Annotated in this window: 17 protein-coding genes; 9 read left to right on the forward strand and 8 right to left on the reverse strand. The window is 68.5% G+C overall.

Annotated elements, in window-relative coordinates; genetic code table 11:
• Positions 1-37: 37 nt before the first annotated feature.
• The 5 genes from ACF0H8_RS18895 (at position 38) to ACF0H8_RS18915 (ending at position 4,622) form a co-directional block, all read left to right on the forward strand.
• Positions 38-796, forward strand: coding sequence for an SDR family NAD(P)-dependent oxidoreductase (locus ACF0H8_RS18895; protein ID WP_395290391.1), 759 nt, complete (start codon positions 38-40; stop codon positions 794-796).
• A 463-nt stretch (positions 797-1,259) separates the two neighbouring features.
• Positions 1,260-2,528 carry a cytochrome P450 gene (locus ACF0H8_RS18900; RefSeq protein WP_395290392.1) on the forward strand — a complete coding sequence of 423 codons (1,269 nt, stop codon included), beginning with the start codon at positions 1,260-1,262 and terminating at the stop codon, positions 2,526-2,528.
• Positions 2,529-2,549: 21 nt separating this feature from the next.
• Positions 2,550-2,858, forward strand: coding sequence for a 2Fe-2S iron-sulfur cluster-binding protein (locus tag ACF0H8_RS18905; protein WP_395290393.1), 309 nt, complete (start codon positions 2,550-2,552; stop codon positions 2,856-2,858).
• A 17-nt stretch (positions 2,859-2,875) separates the two neighbouring features.
• Positions 2,876-4,096, forward strand: coding sequence for an NAD(P)/FAD-dependent oxidoreductase (locus tag ACF0H8_RS18910; protein WP_395290394.1), 1,221 nt, complete (start codon positions 2,876-2,878; stop codon positions 4,094-4,096).
• A gap of 13 nt (positions 4,097-4,109) precedes the next feature.
• Positions 4,110-4,622: an HtaA domain-containing protein gene (locus ACF0H8_RS18915; RefSeq protein WP_395290395.1), complete on the forward strand. Its 513-nt coding sequence runs from the start codon at positions 4,110-4,112 to the stop codon at positions 4,620-4,622.
• 236 nt (positions 4,623-4,858) lie between these two features.
• On the opposite strand, the gene ACF0H8_RS18920 is transcribed toward ACF0H8_RS18915, so the two are convergent.
• Both ACF0H8_RS18920 and ACF0H8_RS18925 read right to left on the reverse strand, forming a co-directional pair.
• The gene (locus ACF0H8_RS18920; RefSeq protein ID WP_395290396.1) at positions 4,859-5,167 is read right to left on the reverse strand and encodes a 2Fe-2S iron-sulfur cluster-binding protein; all 309 of its coding nucleotides are present in this window, start codon (positions 5,165-5,167) and stop codon (positions 4,859-4,861) included.
• A gap of 20 nt (positions 5,168-5,187) precedes the next feature.
• On the reverse strand, positions 5,188-6,456 hold the full coding sequence (locus tag ACF0H8_RS18925; RefSeq protein WP_395290397.1) for a cytochrome P450: 1,269 nt from the start codon (positions 6,454-6,456) through the stop codon (positions 5,188-5,190).
• Between the two features lie 613 nt (positions 6,457-7,069).
• Here ACF0H8_RS18925 and dctP point away from each other — a divergent pair.
• Positions 7,070-8,389 carry a TRAP transporter substrate-binding protein DctP gene (gene dctP / locus ACF0H8_RS18930; protein ID WP_395290398.1) on the forward strand — a complete coding sequence of 440 codons (1,320 nt, stop codon included), beginning with the start codon at positions 7,070-7,072 and terminating at the stop codon, positions 8,387-8,389.
• Positions 8,390-8,515: 126 nt separating this feature from the next.
• Here dctP and ACF0H8_RS18935 read toward each other — a convergent pair whose 3' ends face one another.
• From ACF0H8_RS18935 to ACF0H8_RS18945, 3 genes are all read right to left on the reverse strand, one after another.
• A complete protein-coding gene (locus tag ACF0H8_RS18935; RefSeq protein ID WP_395290399.1) occupies positions 8,516-9,715 on the reverse strand; it encodes a cytochrome P450 in 1,200 nt (399 codons plus the stop codon).
• Positions 9,716-9,877: 162 nt separating this feature from the next.
• Positions 9,878-11,113, reverse strand: coding sequence for a zinc-binding dehydrogenase (locus tag ACF0H8_RS18940; RefSeq protein WP_395290400.1), 1,236 nt, complete (start codon positions 11,111-11,113; stop codon positions 9,878-9,880).
• Positions 11,058-12,263, reverse strand: coding sequence for a cytochrome P450 (locus ACF0H8_RS18945; RefSeq protein ID WP_395290401.1), 1,206 nt, complete (start codon positions 12,261-12,263; stop codon positions 11,058-11,060). Before ACF0H8_RS18945 ends, ACF0H8_RS18940 begins: the two co-directional genes overlap by 56 nt.
• A 379-nt stretch (positions 12,264-12,642) precedes the next feature.
• On the opposite strand from ACF0H8_RS18945, the gene ACF0H8_RS18950 reads away from it, so the two are divergent.
• From ACF0H8_RS18950 to ACF0H8_RS18960, 3 genes are read left to right on the forward strand one after another with little or no spacing between them, the layout of a single operon-like run.
• Positions 12,643-13,581 (forward strand): LLM class flavin-dependent oxidoreductase, encoded by a 939-nt coding sequence (locus tag ACF0H8_RS18950; RefSeq protein WP_395290402.1) that lies wholly within the window; start codon positions 12,643-12,645, stop codon positions 13,579-13,581.
• A 5-nt stretch (positions 13,582-13,586) separates the two neighbouring features.
• The gene (locus tag ACF0H8_RS18955; protein ID WP_395290932.1) at positions 13,587-14,642 is read left to right on the forward strand and encodes an aldo/keto reductase; all 1,056 of its coding nucleotides are present in this window, start codon (positions 13,587-13,589) and stop codon (positions 14,640-14,642) included.
• Between the two features lie 23 nt (positions 14,643-14,665).
• Positions 14,666-16,867, forward strand: coding sequence for a CoA transferase (locus tag ACF0H8_RS18960; RefSeq protein WP_395290403.1), 2,202 nt, complete (start codon positions 14,666-14,668; stop codon positions 16,865-16,867).
• A gap of 33 nt (positions 16,868-16,900) precedes the next feature.
• Here the strand turns inward: ACF0H8_RS18960 and ACF0H8_RS18965 are convergent, their stop codons facing one another.
• The 3 genes from ACF0H8_RS18965 to ACF0H8_RS18975 are packed head-to-tail and all read right to left on the reverse strand — an operon-like array spanning position 16,901 to position 21,683.
• Entirely contained in the window at positions 16,901-19,084 is a 2,184-nt protein-coding gene (locus tag ACF0H8_RS18965; protein WP_395290404.1) for a CoA transferase, read from the reverse strand.
• A gap of 14 nt (positions 19,085-19,098) precedes the next feature.
• Positions 19,099-20,217, reverse strand: a complete 1,119-nt coding sequence (locus ACF0H8_RS18970) for an NAD-dependent epimerase/dehydratase family protein (RefSeq protein ID WP_395290405.1) — start codon at positions 20,215-20,217, stop codon at positions 19,099-19,101.
• Positions 20,214-21,683: an MmgE/PrpD family protein gene (locus tag ACF0H8_RS18975; protein ID WP_395290406.1), complete on the reverse strand. Its 1,470-nt coding sequence runs from the start codon at positions 21,681-21,683 to the stop codon at positions 20,214-20,216. Before ACF0H8_RS18975 ends, ACF0H8_RS18970 begins: the two co-directional genes overlap by 4 nt.
• Between the last annotated feature and the right edge of the window lie 33 nt (positions 21,684-21,716).

Raw genomic sequence — 21,716 nt, forward strand, 5'->3', positions numbered from 1 at the left:
GCCTGTGCGCCGCCGCGGGATTGATTGGGGAGCCGAGATGGGAACTTTGTTCGCGGGCAAGGTGGCGCTCGTGACGGGCGGCGCCTCCGGCATCGGCCGGGCCACGGCGCTGCGCTTTGCCGCCGAGGGAGCCCACGTCGCCGTCTGCGACATCGACGCCGACGGCGCCCGTGACGTTGCCACCGAGATCGAACGGGCCGGGGGCGTCGCCCTCGCCGTCACGGCGGACCTCGCGCGCAGCAGCGACATCGCGGCCATGGTGCAGACCACCGTGGACCGGTTCGGCCGCCTCGACGCGGCGTTCAACAACGCCGGCCGTCCCGGGCCCTACGCCCCCATCACCGAGCTGGCGGAAGACGAGTGGGACGCCACGCTGGACCTCAACCTCAAGGGCGTCTTCCTGTGCATGAAGCACGAACTCCTCGCGATGAAAGGTAATGGCGGCGCGATCGTCAACACCTCCTCGGCGTCGATCCTCAAGCCACGGACGCCGCAGCCGGACTACCAGGCGTCCAAGGCCGGGCTCGTCGCGCTGACCAGGAACGCCGCCGTGGCGTACGGCCCACAGGGCGTGCGGGTCAATGCCGTTCTACCCGGTGCCGTCGAGACGCCGATGCTCCGGGCAGGGATCACGGGCCGCAGCACCCCGCTGGCGGACATGGGGAAGGCGTTCCCGCTGGGGCGGATCGGGCAACCGGAGGAGATCGCCAACATCGTGGTGTGGCTCTGCTCGGACCAGGCCTCGCTCCTGACCGGCACGGCCATACCGGCCAACGGCGGGGCGCACTTGGTCTGAGGCGCGCCCAGACCTCTGATCGCCTCGATCGGGCCCGCCGCGCTACGCCACGAGCATCGCGACGGGTCAGGGCGATGTTCGCGACACTTGACCGGAGGTCCGTGGCCCCGACCCCGCTCCCCGCCCCCTCCGGACGGCAGCGGACGCCCTTGCTTCACACGAATCCTCGGAATACAGTTCGAAGAGTCGTTAGCACCGCTCGGACGAGGCGTCCGTGGCGGGAACACGCTCAGAGAGGAGACGTGGGCCGCACGCCGAATGTAGCTCGCTGACACCTGGCGTGGGGGCGGCACATCGGAGCGGATGGCAACAGACGAACTCATGACCGGCACGGCGCCGGGCCCACAGTCGACGATGCTCGCTGGCGAGCGGCGACGGCGTGCGGCCTCGGAACGCGGCCGAGGGTGGCGGGCGAGGTGCTCCGCGCGGTCGACAGCAGTAAATACGGCGAAGGGAAACAGGCATGACAACTGAGACAACAACGGACTGGAAGGCCATCGACAACCTTCTGCTCGACCCGCACTGGTACGCGCAGGGGAACTTCCACGACACGTACCGCATCCTGCGCCAGGAAGACCCCATCCACTGGACCGAGGACGAGCGTTACGGGCACCCGTACTGGGCGATCACCACGTACGCGCACATCCGTGAGATCCAGGACCGCTGGGACATGTTCAGCAGCCGCATCGGCACGCCCGTCCCGCCACGCTCCGGCAAGAGGATTCCACCCGAGCAGCGCCACCAGATGGGGCTGGACACCTCCATCGCGACGCTCGACCCGCCGCTCCACCGCATCTACCGCCGCCCGATCAACAAGCACTTCTCGGTGCCGGCGATCGCCAAGCTCACCGACCTGGCCGACCGCATCGTCGATGACCTGATCAACGAGGTCGCGGACAAGGACGAGTTCGACTTCGCCCAAGAGGTCGCCGCCGAGCTGCCGATGCGCCTCGTGCTCGGCTTCATCGGTGTGCCGGAGGAAGACTGGAAGAGCCTGCAGGCCTCCACGAACCGCTACGCGCTCCACGCCGACCCCGCCGTCACGATCGACAACGACCCGATCAAGACCATGGAGATCGGCCGGGCGGAGCTGTCGGAGTACGCCATTGCGCTGGCCGAGGACCGGGCGAAGAACCCTCGCGACGACCTCGCCTCGAAGGTCGGGAAGCTCAAGGTGGACGGCGACTACCTGAGCCCCCACGAGGTCAAGAACTGGTTTATCAACTTCATCCTCGGTGGGCTCGAGACCTCCATCAACGGCCTGGGCACGGGCATGTGGCAGTTCATCGAGAACCCGGACCAGCGCGACCTGCTGCTGTCCGACCCGTCCCTGGTTTCCAACGCCGTCGAAGAGGTGCTCCGCTGGGGGTCCCCCTCCCGCGTCCAGTGCCGAGTGGTGAACGAGGACCTCGACTTCCACGGCAAGGAGATGAAGGCCGGCGACTGGGTGATGCTGTTCGCCGCGTCGGGCAACCGCGACGAGACCGTGTGGGAGGAGCCGGACCGCTTCAACATCGGCCGCGAGCTCATCGACCACCTCTCCTTCGGCGAAGGCATCCACAAGTGCCTGGGCCGCAACCTGATCCGCCTCGAGATGGCACGCTTCTTCCCCAAGTTCCTCGCCGCGTTCCCCAAGCTGAGCCTGGCCGGTGAACCCGTGTGGAACGTGGACTACCACGGAAACGGCTTCAAGCGCCTTCCCGTGACCCACAACAACGTCGTCGTTCGCTGACTCAGAAAAAGGAATCTCCCGGTGCCCAAGGTCAAGTTTCGCATTGCCGGATCCGACGACCTCGTCGTCGACGGAGCAGTCGGCTCAAGCATCATGCAGGTAGCCGTGAGGGCCGACGTGCCCGGCATCATCGGCGAATGCGGCGGCGACCTGTCCTGCGCAACCTGCCACGTCTACGTCAAGGACCAGTCCCCCTTCAAGCGCCGCACGGAGGACGAGGAAGACCTCCTCGAGCTGGCCGACAACGTCTGCGACAACAGCCGACTGAGCTGCCAACTCGCACTCACCGACGCGGTCGACCTCGTCGAGGTCGAGGTGCCGGCGGGATGACCATCCCCACGTACGACGTGCTGATCGTGGGCGCCGGCCACGCCGGCGCCCACGCGGCGATCAAACTGCGGGAGCTGAACTACGCCGGGTCCATCGGCTTGCTCTCGGACGAAGCCGCGCATCCGTACGAGAGGCCGCCGCTGACGAAAGGCTTCTTCAACGGGAAGGTCACGTTGGGTGACCTGCTCATCCGACCCGAACCGTACTGGGCGGAGAACGGCATCGAGGTGCTGCTCGAGCATCGCGTCACCGCTCTGGACCCCGCGGCGCACGTCGTCACCACCTCTCGTGGCACGCACATCACCTACGGACATCTCGTCTGGGCCGCCGGGGCAGCGCCGATCAAGGTGCCCATTCCCGGTGCCGACCTGCCGGGGGTCCACTTCCTCCGGAGCCTGGCGGACGCCCAGCGCTTCGGTCCAGAGCTGCGTCCCGGCGCCCGGATCGTCGTGATCGGCGGTGGTTACATCGGGTTGGAGGTCGCCAGTTCGTGCGTGACGGCGGGGGCGAGCGCGGCCGTGCTCGAGTCCCGCTCACGCCTCCTGTCCCGGGTGACGGGAACGGAGCTGTCGGAGCGATTGCTGCGCCTGCACCGCGACCGCGGGGTGCAGGTGGAGCTGGACGCTCAGGTCGTCGAGGTGCTCGAGCGGGACGGGCGCGCATCCGGGGTGCTGCTCGCCGATGGGCGCACGATCGACGCCGATTCGGTGCTGATGGCGGTGGGCGTCGCGCCGAACACGGCGGTCTTGGCGGCCGCCGGGGCCGAGTGCTCGAACGGCGTGGACATCGACGCCCACTGCCGGACGAGCCTGGCGGACGTGTACGCCGTCGGCGACTGCGCGAACTTCCCCTACCAGGGAGTCCGCACACGCCTGGAATCCGTGCAGAACGCGGCCGCTCAGGGCGCCCACGTGGCGGCCCTGCTCGCTGGCGACACCAGTGCGTACAGCCTGGAACCGTACTTCTGGTCCGACCAGTTCGATGCCCGCATCAAGACGGTCGGCCTGGTGAGGGACTACGACGATCAGGTCGTCCGTTGCGGCCGGGACGAGGGTTCCTTCTCGGTGGTCTACCTCAAGGATGGCCGGGTGCAGGCGGTGGATACCGTCAATGCCATGAAGGACTACGTCGACGCACGCAAGCTCCTCGGACACAAGGTCTCCCCGGAGCTCATCCGGGACTCTTCGATCCGCCTACGCGAGGCCTTGCTGGGCCGCGAGTATACCGACGCGCTTTAACCGGGACGGGATTATGCCAGTTTCTGACGTCACGCTTTGGTGGTCCCTGCGCGAGAGTTTCCGGGCGTACGTCGCCTCGCTGGCGGACGGGCAGGAAGTCGTCGGCGGCGGCGCCGGCATAGCCGGCGATGGCCGCTTCGAAATGAAGGGGACGTCTCAGCCCGACGCACCGGTCGGCGCTGACGCGGCGGACGCCGGCGTGGATTCAGTTCTCGCTTTCGAGGGCACCGTAGGTTTTAGTGGCTATTTCGGCATGCTGTCGGTGTCGATCAGCGCTCCGTGGGTGGGCTTGCGGAACGACGGCAGCGGCGTCGTCTCGATCCTCTCGCAACGGGATCCTCGGTACCCCGGCCGACGGGTCACCATCGCTGAGTTCGGCGAGGTGGTCCGGGCCCCGCAGGAACTGACAGTGCCCAGACCGACCCTGACGTCGGCGGGGGTCGCGCTGCTCGGCGACGTCTACAAGGTCGGCGACCTGCTCGATCCGATCGAGATTCGCGGCGCCGGCGTCTCGCCGTCTCCCTAGCCGTTAGCCCTCCTCCCTCCGTCTCGCCTGAGCCCCTAGCCCGCTCTCCAGCCCCCAGTCGGCTCCACAGAGGCGGCCGGGGGCTGTTGCGTTGAAGGGCGGCCCCCCAGATATCCCCACCCTCGGCCGTTGGGGCCAAGACAAAGATGCTGCTTGGCATCCATCCTCATCGGACACCAAGCAGCATCTTGATCGCGACCCTCAGGCGGCGATCAGCACGTCGTACGTAGGGGTGGTCATCCCGCTGGTACCTCGACCTCGACGAGGTCGACCGCGTCGGTGAGCGCGAGTTGGCAGCTCAGTCGGCTGTTGTCGCAGACGTTGTCGGCCAGCTCGAGGAGGTCTTCCTCGTCTTCCGTGCGGCGCTTGAAGGGCGATTGGTCCTCGACGTAGACGTGGCAGGTTGCGCAGGACAGGTCGCCGCCGCATTCGCCGATGATGCCGGGCACGTCGGCCCCCACGGCTACCTGCATGATGCTTGAGCCCACTGCTCCGTCGACGACGAGGTCGTCGGATCCGGCAATGCGAAACTTGACCTTGGGCACCGGGGAATTCCTTTTCTGAGTCAGCGAACGACGACGTTGTTGTGGGTCACGGGAAGGCGCTTGAAGCCGTTTCCGTGGAAGTCCACGTTCCACACGGGTTCACCGGCCAGGCTCAGCTTGGGGAACGCGGCGAGGAACTTGGGGAAGAAGCGTGCCATCTCGAGGCGGATTAGGTTGCGGCCCAGGCACTTGTGGATGCCTTCGCCGAAGGAGAGGTGGTCGATGAGCTCGCGGCCGATGTTGAAGCGGTCCGGCTCCTCCCACACGGACTCGTCGCGGTTGCCCGACGCGGCGAACAGGAACACCCAGTCCCCGGCCTTGATCTCCTTGCCACCAATGGTGATGTCGTCGTTCGCGATCCTGCTCTGGACGCGGGAGGGGGACCCCCAGCGGAGCACCTCTTCGACGGCATTGGGAACCAGGGACGGGTCGGACAGCAGCAGGTCGCGCTGGTCCGGGTTCTCGATGAACTGCCACATGCCCGTGCCCAAGCCGTTGATGGAGGTCTCGAGCCCACCGAGGATGAGGTTGATGAACCAGTTCCTGATCTCGTGCGGGCTGAGGTTGTCGCCGTCGACCTTCAGCGCGCTGATCTTCGTGGCGAGGTCGTCGCGGGGGTTCTTCGCCCGGTCCTCGGCCAGCGCAATGGCGTAGTCCGAGAGCTGCTGGCGCGCGATCTCCATCGTCTTGATCGGGTCGTTGTCGATCGTGTACGCGGGGTCGGCGTGGAGCGCGTAGCGATTCACGGTTTCCTGAAGGCTCTTCCAGTCCTCCTGGGGAGCGCCGAGGAAGCCCAGGATCAGACGCATGGGCAGCTCGGCGGCGACCTCTTGGGCGAAGTCGAACTCGTCCTTGTCCGCGACCTCGTTGATCAGGTCGTCGATGATGCGGTCGGTCATGTCGGTGAGCTTGGCGATCGCCGGCACCGAGAAGTGCTTGTTGATCGGGCGCCGGTAGACCCGGTGGAGCGGCGGGTCGATGGTCGCGATCAGCGTGTCGATTCCCAACGCATGGCGCTGCTCAGGGGTGAACCGCTTGGCCGCGCGGGGAGGGACCGGGGTGCCCAACCTGTTGCTGAACATGTCCCAGCGGTCCTGGACTTCCCGAATCGCTGCATACGACATGACCGCCCAGTACGGGTGGCCATAGTTCTCGTCCTCGGTCCAGTGGACCGGGTCCTGCTGGCGCAGCAGCCGGTACGTGTCGTGGAAGTCCCCCTTCGCGTACCACTGGGGGTCTAGAAGGCGGTTATCAATGGCCTTCCAGTCTGTGGTCGTATCAATCGTCATAGCTCTTCCCCTTCTCTATACCTGCTGGTGTCGATTCGCCACGGCGCACGCGTGCCTGCGAGACGTCGACCGGACTGCGATCCGCTCTTCGTCGTTCGCCGGTAGTGTCGAGATGCCGTCTTGCTGCGCGCGCCTATGCCCAGAGCGCACGGCTTCCCTGGCGGGGCGCCTCACCCGGAGCCGGGCATAGTGCCATCCGACCCGACATACCGCCTCCGCATCCGCAGGTAGTTCTGACGATCGCGGTCGCATCATGGCTCCTCTCTGAGCGTCCTCCCGCATCCTGAAGCTCGGCGGAGCTTGCCCCCTCGAGGCTGGCGGCTGCGATATCTCGAAGAGTATTCCGGAGCGTCGTGCACCGCAAGAACCGTCCAGGCCCCGGTCAGCTGCGGCGGACCCGACTACTCCGACGCCCTCGTCGCCGGCGGCTTGCGAGGTGCACCCCTGCTTCGGGAGGCGCATGACACTGCCGGGCCGAGCCCTGAGGTGTCGATCTCGCAACAGTGCCGCCATTGCCCTGCGGAGCCATTGACCTGGATCACAGTGAGCCGTAGTGTGCGCCGAGATTTCGGTGGGCACCGTAGCCTGCCGAGTGGGACCATGGAGGTATGGAATGCGAAACAAGCGACTGCTTCGCAACCGGCGAGCCGCTATCGCGATCAGCACGTTGGCCGTGGCCGGACTCACCTTGTCGGCCTGCGGCGGCTCGAGCGGTGCGGACGACAACGGGGGCGACCCCGCAGCCGGGGACACCGCTTCGGTGGAGCCGGGGGCCAGCAAGGAGGAGTACGCCGAGGCGCTGGCGAACATCGACCCGGTTGAGCTTAGCTTCCAGTTTCCCACCGCGCCGGGTGTAGCCACCACGGCCCCGGCGGAGAAGTGGGCCGCGGCCGTGGAGGAGTGGTCCGACGGCAAGGTCGCGATCGAGCTGCTCTACTCCGGCTCGCGCGTGCCCGTCCACGAGATGGGGCAGGGGCTGCGTGACGGGCTCGTCGACGGCGGCTACCTGCTGCAGTACACCGCGCCGGAGCTGTTCCCGATCGCCACCTACACCGGTGACCTCATGCCCCTGCACAACCCCAGCCCGTTCGTGGGGACCATGCAGATGGTTGCCCAGTGGGTGGAGTTCGGCAACACGCAGGAGGCGCTGCTGGAGGAGGCTCGTGCCAACAACATCGAGCCGCTGCTTTGGTGGCTGCCCGGCGCCGGCAACGGCCTCTTCTGCACGGAGCCAGTCAGCTCGGCGGAGGACGCGGCCGGCAAGACCATTCGCACAAACTCCCCGCTGACGACCGGGCTGGTCAAGGAGCTGGGCGCGGCCACGGCCGATGTCCCCACCGCGGAGGTCTACTCCGCGCTCCAGCGCGGCGTCGTGGACTGCGCCGCCACCGCTCTCTCGGTGGTCGACTCGATGGGCCTGTCCGAGGTCGCCAAGCACTGGACGCTCGACAGCAAGGCACAGCAGCCGCCGGCAGGCGGTGGCCTTGCGATCAACAAGACCACCTGGGACGACCTGCCGCTGCCCGTGCGTCAGCTGCTGTGGGACCGCCTCGACGTCTACCTCGAGTCCTCGTTCATTGACCGCGAGTTCGGCGTCCTCTTCAGCGCCCTGCAGTCCGGCCTCGACGCCGGGGTGACCATTCACGAGTGGGACGAGGAGACCCGGAAGGGCCAGGTCGCCTACATGGAGGCCTCCGTCGCGGAGGCGGCGGGCAACGCACCCGAGGGCGTTGACGGTCAGCAGCTCGTCGACGCGGCCCGCGAGTCCCACGAGAAGTGGGGCGACGTGATCGAGGAGCTGGGCTTCACCGAGGACGTCACGTGGGCCGAGTTCGCCGAGTGGTACGCCGATAACAAGGACGACATCGACGTGACGCCCTTGGTCGACAGGCTCGTCGAGGACGTCCTCGCCCCCAACAGGCCCACCGCCTGATCCACCGACGTTGCTCGTGAGGGGCATCTTCTACGGCCACTCACCAACGTCGAGCGGCCCTTGGTTGCTAGGAGTTCCAAGCAACCAAGGGCCGCTTCTTTGCGCGCTGGCTACGCCCACCCGCGGTCAGGCGGTGGGCATCTGAGGGGTGAAGGAGACCGGAAGCGCGAGTGGGCCGCGATTGAAGGGTGCATCCCCGCCGACTGCGACCTCGCCGGTGATCTCGAAGTCCGGCAGGCGGCGCAACACTTCCTCCAGGGAGATACGCATCTCCGCCCTCGCGAGATGCTCGCCGACGCACCGGTGCACCCCGTGCCCGAAGGCGAGGTGGCTGGTGCCGTGCCCCCGGTCGAGCCGGAACTCCCCCGGCTCCTCGAAGGCGGCGTCGTCGAGGTTGCCCACCCCGAAGACGAGGGCCACCTTGTCGCCCGCGCTCATCTGCACACCACCGAACGAGGTGTCCTTGGTCAGCGTGCGCGCCATGAACTGGGTGGGGGCCTCCAGGCGCAGGGCCTCGTCGATGGCGGCGTGGATGAGGTCGGGTTGCTCTTGCAGGCGCCGCTTGATCTCGGGACGCTCCCCCACCAGGCGGAGCAGCGAGGAAATGCCGTTCACGGTGGTGGTGTGCCCGGCGATGACCAGTGTGAGCAGCGTGCCGACCGCCTCGAGGTGCTCGATGTGCCGCCCGGCGACTTCCGCGTTGGCGATGTGGTGGAACAGGTCATCGCCCCGCACTCCCTTTGCCTGGCGCACGCGCTCGTCGACGTAGGCCACCAGTGCCGTGGTCGCCTTCTTGTTCGCCTCCAGATCGCCGCGGTCCAGTGAGCGCCGCATCTCCGTGGTCCACTCGACGAAGTCGTCGGCATCGTCCGCGGGCAGGCCGAGGAGGTAGGTGATGATGATCGGCGGCACGCGGCTGCCCAGTTCGTGCGCAAGGTCCGCGCTGCCGCGCCCGATGAAATCGTCGATACATTCGTTCACGACCCGGCGGATGTCGTCCTCCCACGCCGCCACCCGTTCCGGTCGTAGCTCGGGGGTGAGCAGCTTGCGGAGGTCGCGGTGCTCGGGTGGGTCAGCCTCGAGCGGCAGCGCCGGGATCGGCAGCCGCACGCTCGGCAGTGACGCGCCCCCACTGGAGCAGAAGGTCGCCGCGTCAGCCGCCGCCTTCTTCACCTCGGCGTACCCCAGGACTGCCCAGAATCCCCCGAACTCCTCGCTGCGGACCACCTGGCCCTCGGTCAGCATCTCGCGCGCCACGGCGGCGTTGTCCACCTGGGTGCGCAACTTGGACATGTCGATCCGAGCATGCGTATCGGAACTGCTCATCGAGCTCACCTCACTGTCGTCGCTCACCGGCGGACACCGTCCCGGCGAACCTTCGGTCGTAAAACTCTCCGGGGAGAGCTATGGGCGCACGTGTGAACGTGCGCCCATAGCTCTCCGAACTCAGAACTCCGAACTCAGAACTCAGAACTCAGAACTCAGAACTCAGAACGAGGTGATCACCACGCGGGCGATCGAGGGGTCCTCGAGCGCGGCGTATCCGTCGTTGATCTCCGCGAGCGAGATCTCCTTGGAGACGAGGCCGTCGAGGTTCATGCGCCCGCCAAGATAGAGATCGGCGTACATGGGGATATCCCTTGCGATGTTGCTCGAACCCATGTTCACGCCCTGGATCCGGCGTTGGCCCGCGATCATGCCGATGATGTCGAGGTCCATCCTCTCGCCCATGCCCACCGCACCGATGAGGTAGAGGGCGCCACCCTTCACGAGCATCTCGAGCGCCTGTTCCGTCACGGCCTTGGCTCCGACCAGGTCGAAGACGGCATCGGCTCCCCCGAGGTCTCGGACGAGCTCCACGGGATCGGCCTTCGCGGAATTGACCACGTGGGTGGCTCCGAACGCCCGGGCGAGTTCGAGCTTGGCGTCATGGACGTCGACGGCCACGATGTGGGCGGCGCCGGCGATGACCGCGCCGCTGATAGCGTTGAGGCCGACGCCACCGGCGCCGATGACGACGACGGTCTGGCCAGCCTGCACGTTCGCGGTGTTGATGACGGCACCGGCGCCCGTGACCACGGCGCAGCCCAGCAGCGCGGCCAGGGCAAACGGCAAGGTCTTGGGCACCGTCACCAGCTGCCGCTCATGGATGAGAGCGCGCTGAGCGAATCCACCAAGGCCCAGGCCCTGCGTGATCGCCTCGCCGTCACGGCTCAGGCGGGGCGCCTCCTCCGGCGCGCGGAGCGTCCCGCCCACCGGGCACTGGTAGGTCCGCCCGGACAGGCAGGTGGCGCAGGTCCCGCAGAACTGGATCAGGCTCGCGACGACATGGTCGCCGACCGCGTGCGTCGTCACCTCCGGCCCCACCTCGGTGACGACGCCGGCCACCTCGTGCCCGAGCACGACCGGGGGCGGGTAACCCATGCCGGAGCGAGCGAACGTGAGGTCGCTGTGGCACAGGCCCGAGGCCTTCACCTCGACCAGGACCTCCCTGCCGAGCGGTCGGGAGATCTCGAGCTCTTCGATCTCGAAGGGCGCCCCCGCCGTGTTGACCACCGCAGCGCTCGTCCGCAGCCGGTCCGCCTCGTCGCCGCGTGCGGCGGTACGCACGCTCGCGCCAACTTCTGTCATGTCTGCTCCTAAATCGTTGGTGAGGATGCTGCAGTGATCAGGCGCGGACCTTCTTGCCCGGTGTGAACGTGACGGGAACGGCGAGGGGACCACGGTTGAAAGGCGCGTGGCCGCCGACGCCGACCTGGACGTCGCCGTCGAGGCGGAAGTCCGGCACGCGGGCGAGCATCTGCTCGAGCGAGATCCGCATCTCGGCACGCGCCAGGTGCTCCCCCACACACCGGTGGATGCCGTGCCCGAAGGCGAGATGGTTGTTGTGCCGGCGGCCCAGGTCGAACTTCCCCGGGTTCTCGAAGCCGGCCTCGTCGAGGTTGGCCAGCCCGAAGAGCAGCGCGACCTTGTCCCCCGCCTTCATCTCCACCCCACCGAAGACCGTGTCGCTGGTCACCGTGCGGGCCATGTACTGCACCGGCGCCTCCAGGCGCAGCGCCTCGTCGATCGCCGCGGGGATCAGGCTGGGGTCGTCCTGCAGCGCCTGCTTGATCTCGGGTCGCTCACTGACCAGGCGGAGCAGCGAAGAGATGCCGTTCACGGTGGTGGTCTGCCCGGCGATGATGAGCGTCAGCACCGTCCCCACGGCCTCGAGGTGTTCGACGGGGCGGCCGGCCACCTCGCTGTCGGTGATGTGATGGAACAGGTCGGTCCCGTCCTGGCCCTTGGCGCCGCGCACACGCTCGTCGATGTAGCCCACCAGCGCGGTCGTCGCGGCCTTGTTCGCCTCGACGTCGTTGCGGTCCAGCGAGCTGCGCATCTCGGTGGTCCAGCCGACGAACTTGTCGACGTCCTCCCCGGGCAGGCCGAGCACCTGCGCGATGATGATCGGTGGGACCCGTCCGCCGAGCTCGGCGGAGAGGTCTGCGCTCCCCCGTTCGATGAACGCGTCGATGCACTCGTCGACGGCCGCGCGAATGGCGTCCTCCCAGGCGAGGATGCGCTCTGGGCGCAGCTCGGGCGTGAGGAGCTTGCGCAGCTCGCGGTGGTTCGGCGGGTCCGCCTCGAGCGGCAACGCGGGGATGGGGAGCTTCACGCTCGGCAGGGAGGCGCCGCCGCTGGAGCAGAAGGTCGCGGCGTCGGCCGCGGCCTTCTTGACCGCGGCGTTGCTGACGACGGCCCAGAAGCCACCGAAATCCTCACTGCGGGCGATCTCGCCGCCTGCGAGCACCTCGCGCGCCAATGCGGCATTGTCGACTTCCTTGCGGACGCGCGAGATATCGATACTTGGCGCGACACTGCTTTCGATCACGGGCTTACCTCACTCGTCGTGGTGTTCGCCGGCTCGGTGCGCGCGAGAACACGTGCACCGGTGGGTATAGCTCGGCTCGGTGATAGTCCGGCGATGCCGCTTGGCTCTCTGCGGGACCTCATCGCCCCGCTTTAGGGTCTCGACACTTCGTCAGCATTGACGTAATCCCGGATGCTAGGGACTGCCCGGTGCCGTGTCAACGACATCGCAAGCGCGAGCCTCCGCTTCAGAACCGGCGCCGCCAATGCCCACTGGAGCGCGCCAAGGCTTCCCGAGCCGCACCGACACCTCATAGACTGATCCGAAATGTCGGATCAGTCCGCGCGACGATTGCGCCGCTTCCGATTTTCCGCGCGCCGAGAGATGGGTCGTCGTCATCATGGACCGAAACTGGCACCTGGGTGTCAGCGTCACGAGCATCTTTCTCGACTCCCCCGGCGGCTCCCTCCTGCCCGCGATGGCACAGGCCGGCCGGGCCGAGGTGGATTACCTCTCGATCGCCGATCACGTGAGCTTTCGTGGCGGGGTGGGCGTGGACGGGCTGTTGAACGCGGCCGCGCTGCTCTCGGTGCAGGACCGGCTGCCGGTGACCGTGGGGGTCTTCCTCCTCGCCCTGCGCCACCCGGTCCTGGCCGCCCGGCACCTGGTGGATCTGGACCGGATCGCGCCGGGCCGGCTGACCCTCGCGGTCGGCGTCGGCGGGGAGGACCGCCACGAGTTAGAGGTCTGCGGGGTCGACCCCGCCCGGCGCGGGCGGCGCACCGACGAGGCCCTGGAAGTGCTGCGTCCCCTCCTCGCCGGGGAGGAGGTCACCCACCGCGGTGAGCACTTCGCCTTCGACGCGGCACGCCTCTTGCCCGCCGTGTCGCGCCCACCGCAGATCCTGGTGGGCGGGCGGTCCGAGGCCGCGTTACGGCGCGTGGCCCGCCTTGGTGATGGGTGGCAGGCGATGTGGACCTCACCGCGCCGCTTCGCCACCGCCACCGCCGAGCTGGCCGAGCTCGCCGCCGCGGCCGGACGCACCACGAACTTCCGCCACGGTCTGACGGTGTTCGTCGCGGTGGACCCCGACGCGCGCCGGGCGCGGTCCCAGCTCGAGACGTTCATCGGCCAGCGGTACGGCATGCCCCTGGAGAAGGTGGAACGGTGGTGCGCGGCCGGCACCGCCACCGACGTCGCCGAGTTCCTCCACGGCTACCTCGAGGTCGGCTGCACAAGTTTCACCATCGTCGCCGCCACCGACGACGTCCCCGACGCGCTCCAGCAGGCCGAGCACGTACGCGAGGCACTCCTCGACCACACCGGAAAGGGCATTTGATCATGATGAGATATCAGCCGCTGGGCCAAAGCGGCCTGCGCGTGTCCGAACTGTGCCTCGGCGCCATGACATTCGGACAACAACGCGGCTCCTGGGGCGCGGACAAGGCAGACAGCCGCAAGGTCTTCGACGCCTTCGTCGAGGCCGGCGGAAACTTCTTCGACACCGCGAACACCTACCAAGGCGGCGAGTCCGAGACCTTCCTCGGCGAGTTCGTCGGCGCCGAACGCGACCACTACGTCATCGCCACGAAGTTCAGCGCCGGCCTGCGCGCCGGAGATCCCAACGCCTGGGGCAACGGCCGCAAGAACATCCGCCAATCGGTCGAGGCCAGCTTGCGCCGCCTGGGCACCGACTACATCGACCTGTACTGGATGCACGCCTGGGACCAGGCCACCCCCCAGGAAGAGGTCTTGCGCGCCCTCGACGACCTCGTGACCTCCGGCAAGGTGCTCCACATCGGGCTCTCCGACACCCCCGCATGGGTGATCGCCCGCTCCCAGACGATCGCGGAACTACGCGGATGGGCACCACTGGCCGCCGTGCAGCTGCCCTACAGCCTCGTCGAGCGCACCCCCGAACGAGAACTCCTACCGATGGCCGAACGCCTCGGCCTGGGCGTGACCACCTGGGGCGGCCTGGGCTCCGGCATCCTGAGCGGGAAGTACACCGCCGCCGGCAACGGTTCCGGGCGCCTCCACCACGCCGAATTCGCCCGCCCCGACCGCATCAGCGAGGCCAAGCTCGCCGTAGCCGCACAGGTCAGCGACATCGCCGAAGACCTGGGCGTACGACCAGCACAAGTAGCCCTGGCCTGGCTACGCCAGCGCTCCAGCGCGATCGTGCCCATCATCGGCGCCCGCACCGTCGACCAACTGCAGGAAAACCTCGCCTGCCTGAACACCACCCTCGACCCCGCCACCCGCCAACGCCTCGACAACGCCAGCGCCATCGACATGGGCTTCCCCACCGACTTCCTCACCGGCGACATGTACGAACGCGTCTTCCGCCAGTCGATGAGCACCCTCATCAGCCCACCAGCTGCGGGTCCGCGGGTGTGACCTATCGTTTCCCGGAGGTACCCATGACCGCCCCACGCACCCTCAGCGACCTCGTCGCCGTCGACCTCGGCGTCGGGATACCGACCGCGCTGATGGCCAAGTTCCTGCTCGACCTGGGTGCCAGCGTCTGGAAGGCGGCGCCCCCCGCGGGCGACCCGAGCGAGGCGCACTACCCGGCGTACTCGTCCTGGTACGACCGCGCCCGGCGGACGACTCCCGAGGCCGCCGGTGACCTGCTGTCGACGGCGGACGTGGTGCTGGTGGGCGGGGAGGACCATCCGGGCCTACCACGCCGGCACGACGCCGCCGCGTTGGCCGCCGCGAACCCTTGCCTCGTCGTCGTCGACGTGCGCGCCTACGCCGACGGGTTCGAGGAGCGGCCGGGCGTCGACGTGCTCGTCGCCGCACGGATGGGCTACGTGTTCGAGACCTTCACCGACCGGCCCGTCTATCCGGCCTTCCCGATGCCCTCCTACGGCGCCGCCCTGCAGGGCCTGCTCGGCATGGCCGCCGCTCTCGTCGAGCGTGCCCGCAGCGGCCGCGGCCAGGTGGTGTCCACGTCGCTCCAGCAGGGGCTGGCGGCCCTGCTCAGCCCCGTGTGGGGCACCTATGCCGACACCGGCAAGGTCAATATGCGAAATCCCCCGAAGGGCGTGCGGCTGCCGGTGGTGCGCACGGCGGACGGCGAGTTCGTGTGCCTGTCGCCGCGCATGAACGGCATGGAGAAGGTCTTCGCCGCATTCGGCATCGAGGGCGACCCCGGCGACTGGTCGAAGATCTCCTACTTCGGCGATCTGGAGCTCTTCCAGCGCCACGCGGCGGGCTTCGACAGCGAGGAGCTGCTCGCGGCGTTCGCCGCCAACGACGTCGCCGCGGAGAAGGTGCGCGCCCCGGGCGAGTGCTGGGACGACGAGCAGGTCCAGGTCAACGGCATCATCGTGACCGACTCCGCGGGGCGGCGCCGCGCCGGTGCCCCCGTGACCTTGCGCTCGCGGCCCGGGCCGGAGCTACCAGGCGGCGCAGACGAGCCCGCTCGATCGCCCGCCGCCCCGCTGCCGGAGAATGCCCCACCGCTCGCCGGGCTGCGCATTCTCGACTTCGGCGCCATGGTCGCCGGGCCGTACGGTTCGCGGCTCCTCGCCGACCTGGGCGCCGACGTCATCAAGATTGAGCCGCTGGCGGGGGACGTCATGCGGGCCGCCAGCTATCCGCACTTCGCACCGGCCAACGCCGGCAAACGCAGCATCTGTCTCGACGCCAAGTCTGTCGCCGCGCGCGAGGTCATCCGCCGGCTGTGCGCGACCGCGACCGCCGCACAGCACAACTTCCGCGTGGGCGCCGCGGAACGGCTCGGGCTCGATCCCGCCACCCTGCGCGAGTACCAGCCGGGACTCGTGCACCTCCACGCCTCCGCGTACGGTCCGTCCGGGCCACGTTCACGCAACTCCGGCCTGGATCCGCTCATGCAGATGTACTGCGGTCACGCGGTGCGCGCGGGCGGCCAGGGCGGCACGCCCCTGTGGATCCGCAACATGTTCGTGGACTATGCCGCCGGCACCCTCGGCGCCATCGGGGTGCTCCTCGGCGTCCACGAGCAAATGGTCACCGGAACGCCGGTGGAGGCGGAGACCAACCTGCTCGACACCGGCCTGTTCCTGATGTCGGAACTCGTCCAGGACTCGGACGGCACGTTCTCGGGGGCCCCGCTGCTGAACCGAGAGCTCACCGGCTATCACTGCACCGATGCGCTCTATCAGTCCGCCGACGGGTGGGTCGCCGTCGCCGCCCGCTCGGACGCCATGGCGGCGCGTCTCGCGACCGAGCTCGGGCTCACCGGCTTCCCCGCCGCGCGGTTCGCCTGGGGGGACGCCGAGTGGCGCCGGCTCGGCGAGGCCATTCGCGCCGTCCCCACAGCGGCACTGCTGGCCCGGCTCGACGCCGCCGAGGTGTGGTCCGAGCCGTGCGTCGAGGACGGGTGGCAGCAGCTGACCACCACCCCGGCGGCGGCCGCGGCGCAGCTGGTGGTGACGACCCCGGATCCGACCGTGGGCACCATGGCCCTGGTCGGGCCGGCCGTCTCCTTCTCCCGCTCGTGCCTCGACCCGGCGCGGCCCCTGGCGGTCCCCGCGCGCGGCGCGGACACGCGCCGGGTGCTGACCGAGGTCGGTTTCACCGAGGCGGAGATCGAGGAGCTCATCGCGGCTCAGGTCGTGGCCGGTAGCTGACCGGCCCCGCCGCCCCTGCAGGTGGCGCGCTTCTCAGCGCACGCCCTGCAGGGGTTCCGCAGCCTCCTGCTCGAAGTCGGTCACGACGCCGGTGGCGTAGAGGTCCTCGACGACGTCCTCCGCGTAGCCCAGCTCCAGCAGCAGCTCTCGGGTCGCCGACCCGAGCACCGGTGCGGAGCCACTCTCGACGACCTCGCTGCGTGAGAACGCCAGCGTCGCCCCGGTGACGAGGATGTCGCCCTTGTGCGGGTCTGCGAGCGTCGTGACGAGCGGGTCCCCGACCGCCTGGAGGTCCTCCCACCCGTCGGCGACCGCCTCCTCCGCCCAGACGTCGACTTCACCCAACTCGCGGAGCGCGGCGGACGTCGACCGGCCGGCGAAGGCGGATCTCAGCTGTTCTCGCGCCGCGTCGGGCCACTGCGTAACGGGCGCATCCGGCGCCTCGCCACCGGCCCAGGACATCAGCCGTTCCGCCATGGCGGTGGAGCGGGCGGCCACCGCGACCCACCCGTCCCGGGTCTGGTAGAGGGACTCGGCGGGGTGATATCCCGTGCGCTCCGCGTTGGTGAATCCAGCACCCCGGAAGGTCCCCTCGGCGTCCTGGAACAGCTCGGAGAGCAGGAACAGTCCGGTGTCCAGCAGGTTGAAGGTGACATCCACCGCGCGCCCCTCGAGCTGCTCGAGGACGCCGACGAGCATCCCGATCGCCCCCAGGAGACCGGCGGAATAGTCGATCGTGAGCAGCCGGTACCACAGCGGGTCGCCGCCGTCGCCGCCGGCACGGACCTCGAGCCCGGTCAGCGCCTGCATGATCGGGTCGAAGCCGGGGTCCGCGATCTTGGGACCGGTGACGCCGTACGCCGATGTGTGCACCGTGAACAGGTCGGGCCGCACACCGCGCAACGTCGCGCCGTCCAGGCCGAGGCGCTCGGCGACTCCCGGGCGGAAGTTGTGGCTGATGCCGTTCACGCTGCCCGCGAGGCGGCGGATGATCTCGCGGCCGCGCTGGTCCTTGGCGTCGACCGCCAGCGTGCGCTTGCCACGGTTGACCGACAGATATGCGGAGAAGCTGTTCTCGCGCATCCTCTCCCCGGAGGTGGTCTCGACCTTGATGACGTCGGCGCCCAGATCGGCCAACAACTTGGTCGCGTAGGGGCCGGCGACGAAGTGGCCGAAGTCCAGGAAACGGAACCCGCTCAGGGGCCGCTCCGTGGCCGGCGAGGCTGCCGCTGCCGGGTGGCTTCCCGGTACCGGTTCCGCACCGGAGAAGTTCAGCGGATGACTGACGGAGCGACCGTCGTCGTGGGTCTCGATGATGCCGTTCGCCACGGCCTGCGCGTGATCCCACATCTCACCGGGGCCATGGACGAGTTCGACGGCCATACCGGCCTCACGCAGCAGGGCAATCGCCTCGTCACTGGACATCTCGGCGATCGCGGCGCCGATCCTGTCCGCGTCACCGAACCAGTTCGGATGTGGCGTCGCCGGTGCCTCCAGGCCGAGCACCTGGTACGCCAGGGCGGGGTTGGCACCGGTCGAGAAGTGCAACCAGCGGCCATCGGCGCACGGGAAGAGCAGGGGCACCGTGCCCTTGGGGATGGACTTGCCGAAGCTCGGGTCCGGCTTGCGCGGGAGCATCCAGAACGGCAGGTAATGCAAGGTGCCCTGTTGCAGGGAGGTGGTCACGATCTGGCCTGTGCCCGACCGGGTCCGCTCGACGAGCGCGGCGAGGACGCCGACCATGCCCTGGAGTGCGGCGCCGAAGCTCGGCGCGGCGAAGGTCAGGTGAACGGGTCGCCCGGCCACGATCTCGTTCGCGATGCCGCTGCGCGCCTGCACCAGGAAGTCCACTGCAGGCCGACCGGCCGCGGGATGGGCGGCCGGGTATCCCTCGATGTTCAGGACGACCGCCCGTGGGTTGGCCGCGTGGAGCGCGCTGGGGTCCGGATGGTGGATACCGGGGTAGTCCTCCCCGCCGGTGAGGATCACGTCCGCGCGAGAGATCCACTCGTCTCGTTCGTCGCGCGATGGCCGCACCGCCTTCCGTCGCCATTCCTGTTGGAACGGGTAGGCGTCGTCGAGCGGGTCGCCTCCCTCGGGTTCGAAACGTGCCACCCGGGCGCCGAGCCCGGTGAACATCTTCACCAGGAGAGCGTCGGGAAACCCCAGGCCCAGGTCGACGACCGTCAGGCCTTCGAAACTCTGCACATTCTTCATGCCCCGCTCCCGGTTCATCGTCCTCGTTCGTCCGTCCCAGTCCCTGGCTTCTTGGGGTGGGCATAGCTGTGCATGATCTCGGGTGCCTCGAGGCGACCGGCCCACGTCGCCTTCCACTCCTGAAGCGCCGCGTACACCTCGTCCTCGAGGGCGTAGTCGAAGGGATCACGGCGATTGTCCCGGCCGTGTTCCCGCACCCACCGGACGGTCTCGCCGAGGGCCTCCCGGGCCGTTTGGCGCTCGGTGTACCCCAGGAGAGTGCGCACCTTCTCGGTCGAGATCGTCATGTGCCGGGACGTGGTACCGCCCATCGTCAGCAGGTGCCCCGTCACCGGGTTGAGAAACTCCGGTAGCCCGACGATCTCGGCACGGACACCCATCTCGTCCATGATCATCTCGACCCATTGGGCATGGTCGTACTGGTCGTCGTCGGCGATGTTGAAGATCTCGCCCCCCGCACGCGGATGCTCGATCGACAGGAGGATCGCGTGCGCCGCGTTCACCCCCGCACAGCGCGTGTACGTGGTCATGCCTCCGTTGGGCAGCAGGAGGAAGGGCCGACCGTCCTCCAGTCGCTTGATGTAGGACCACTCGCTCGTCGCCGGGATCGGCACGGCCTGTGGGCCGTAGATGGCCGGGTATCGGAACAGCGTGGCGGAGTATCCTCCTCGCTCGTGCTCCGCGAGGACGGCGTCCTCGGCGGCGACGACCTTCCGCACAAAGGCGCTGGCCTTCTGATTGACGGGCTCGACCGTGTCGCCCCGCCGGGCGTCCTCGGTCGCCATCAGGGGGAAGCCCTGGGGCGACATCGCGGCGGGATCCATGAAGCCTGCGTACGCCGCCACGGCCCCCACGCCGATGAAGCGCCGGCATCGACCGGTGAACACCTTCGCCAGGCCCTCGAGCCGCCCATAGGCGGCCACCACGACGTCGAAGGTCCGGTCACCTATTGCCTCGGCCACCTGGTCCGGGAAGGACGGATCCACGTGGATATGGGGCAGATGCTCGATCTCCGGCGACTCGTGGACGCCGCGGTGCAGGATCGTCACGTCGAACCCGCGCTCGGTCAAGCCGGTCGCGATGTGCCCGCCGGTGCCGCCCGTGCCGCCGATGAGCAGGGCGCTGCGACTCATCGGCCGAGGCCCGTCAGGGAATTGACGAGGCCTGTCACGTCGCGGCAACCAACCAGGTCGTCCAGGATGCGCAGCGCGCTGTCGGCTGCCCCCGGGAGGAGGAGGTCGGCGGTGAAGTCGCGGAACTTCTTATTGACGTCGTCGTCGGTGAACCGGGTGGCCTCGTGGTACGGGTCGCCGTGGGCGAACTCGCGGTAGTCCGTGTACACCTTGTCATCGACGACGACCTCGATGCTTGCCGGCATCCGCACGTTGTACCCGTGCGCGTCCAGGTCTTCCTTGGCGGCCGGGCCGGAACGGGGCTCGAGCTCGACGGTCACCTTCTCGGCGAAACGGCGAACGCGTTCGTCCCGACGAGCCTCCTCGGTGTGCCAGTTCGGGCCGGGTGCCCCGCGATAGGAGGCGACGCCGAGCAGGTACGGGAGGGAGAACATCCCATCGACGGTCGTCTCGACGTCACTGGAGCCCATGTGCTTCGCGAGGGCACCACCGTGCACCCGGGAGGTCACGGCGGTGACGTCATCCGGCGAGAATCCGTGCTGCTCCATGAGCGCGAGGAGCATGTCGATCGAGGAGTTGAGGAAACGGCATCCGGGATACGGCTTGTAGGTGACCTCGTCGGCCAGCCAACGCGAGCCCAACCGGTCGCCGAGGATGGACTCGTTGAAGTCGACCGACCCCGCGACGCGCCAGAATCCACGCTCGCCGTCGAGCACCGACGTTTCCGAGGTGAACCCCTCTGCCGCGAGCAGTGCCGCCTGGACGCCGGCCTCCGCGATGGCACCGTACAGGGCGTACTTCGTCATGGGCCGCGGCAGCTCGAGGCCGAACTGCGAGGATGCGGGAAGAGGCGCGCTGGCCAGGGCGATGCCGAAGGCGTGGCGCATCTGCCGAGCGTCCAGGCCGATCAGGCGCCCGGTGGCGCTGACGGCGCCGAAGACGACGGCGGAGTAGCCGCTGACCTTGCCGAAGACGATCTGGCCGTCCTCGCCCACGGTCAGCGAACGCATCGACATGGCGACCCGGCTGGCGACCTCGTAGCCAATCATGCAGGCGGCCAGGTATTCCTCTCCGGAGGAGCCACGCCACTCGGCAACCGACAGTGCAGGGCCGACCACCCCGGCGGCGACGTGCGCCTTGTAGTGGATGGTGTCATCGGCGTCGATCGCGTTGCTCAGGTGCCCGTTGATGTGTGCGGCGGCCGTGACGGGCAGTTTGAGCCCGCCCGCTCCCAGCACGGTGGCCTCGGGGTTGCCGCCCCGCCGTGCGATGACCTTCTCGATGATTCGGCTCGACGGGATCGTGCGTCCGGCGATGGCGCACGCAAGGGTGTCCTTCACCAGCCTGGCGCCCGCTTGTTGATCGCTCGCCGGAATATCCGAGAAGCTCTGTTCGACCGCAAAAGTGGCCAGGCGTTCGGTGTGATTCAATGAATTCTCCGCTTGCATCGAGGGGACGGCGGCCATTCACGCGCGCGCGTGCTCGCCGGACCGTCCGTG

The organism is Georgenia sp. AZ-5 (genome assembly GCF_043952095.1).
Taxonomy (GTDB): domain Bacteria; phylum Actinomycetota; class Actinomycetes; order Actinomycetales; family Actinomycetaceae; genus Georgenia.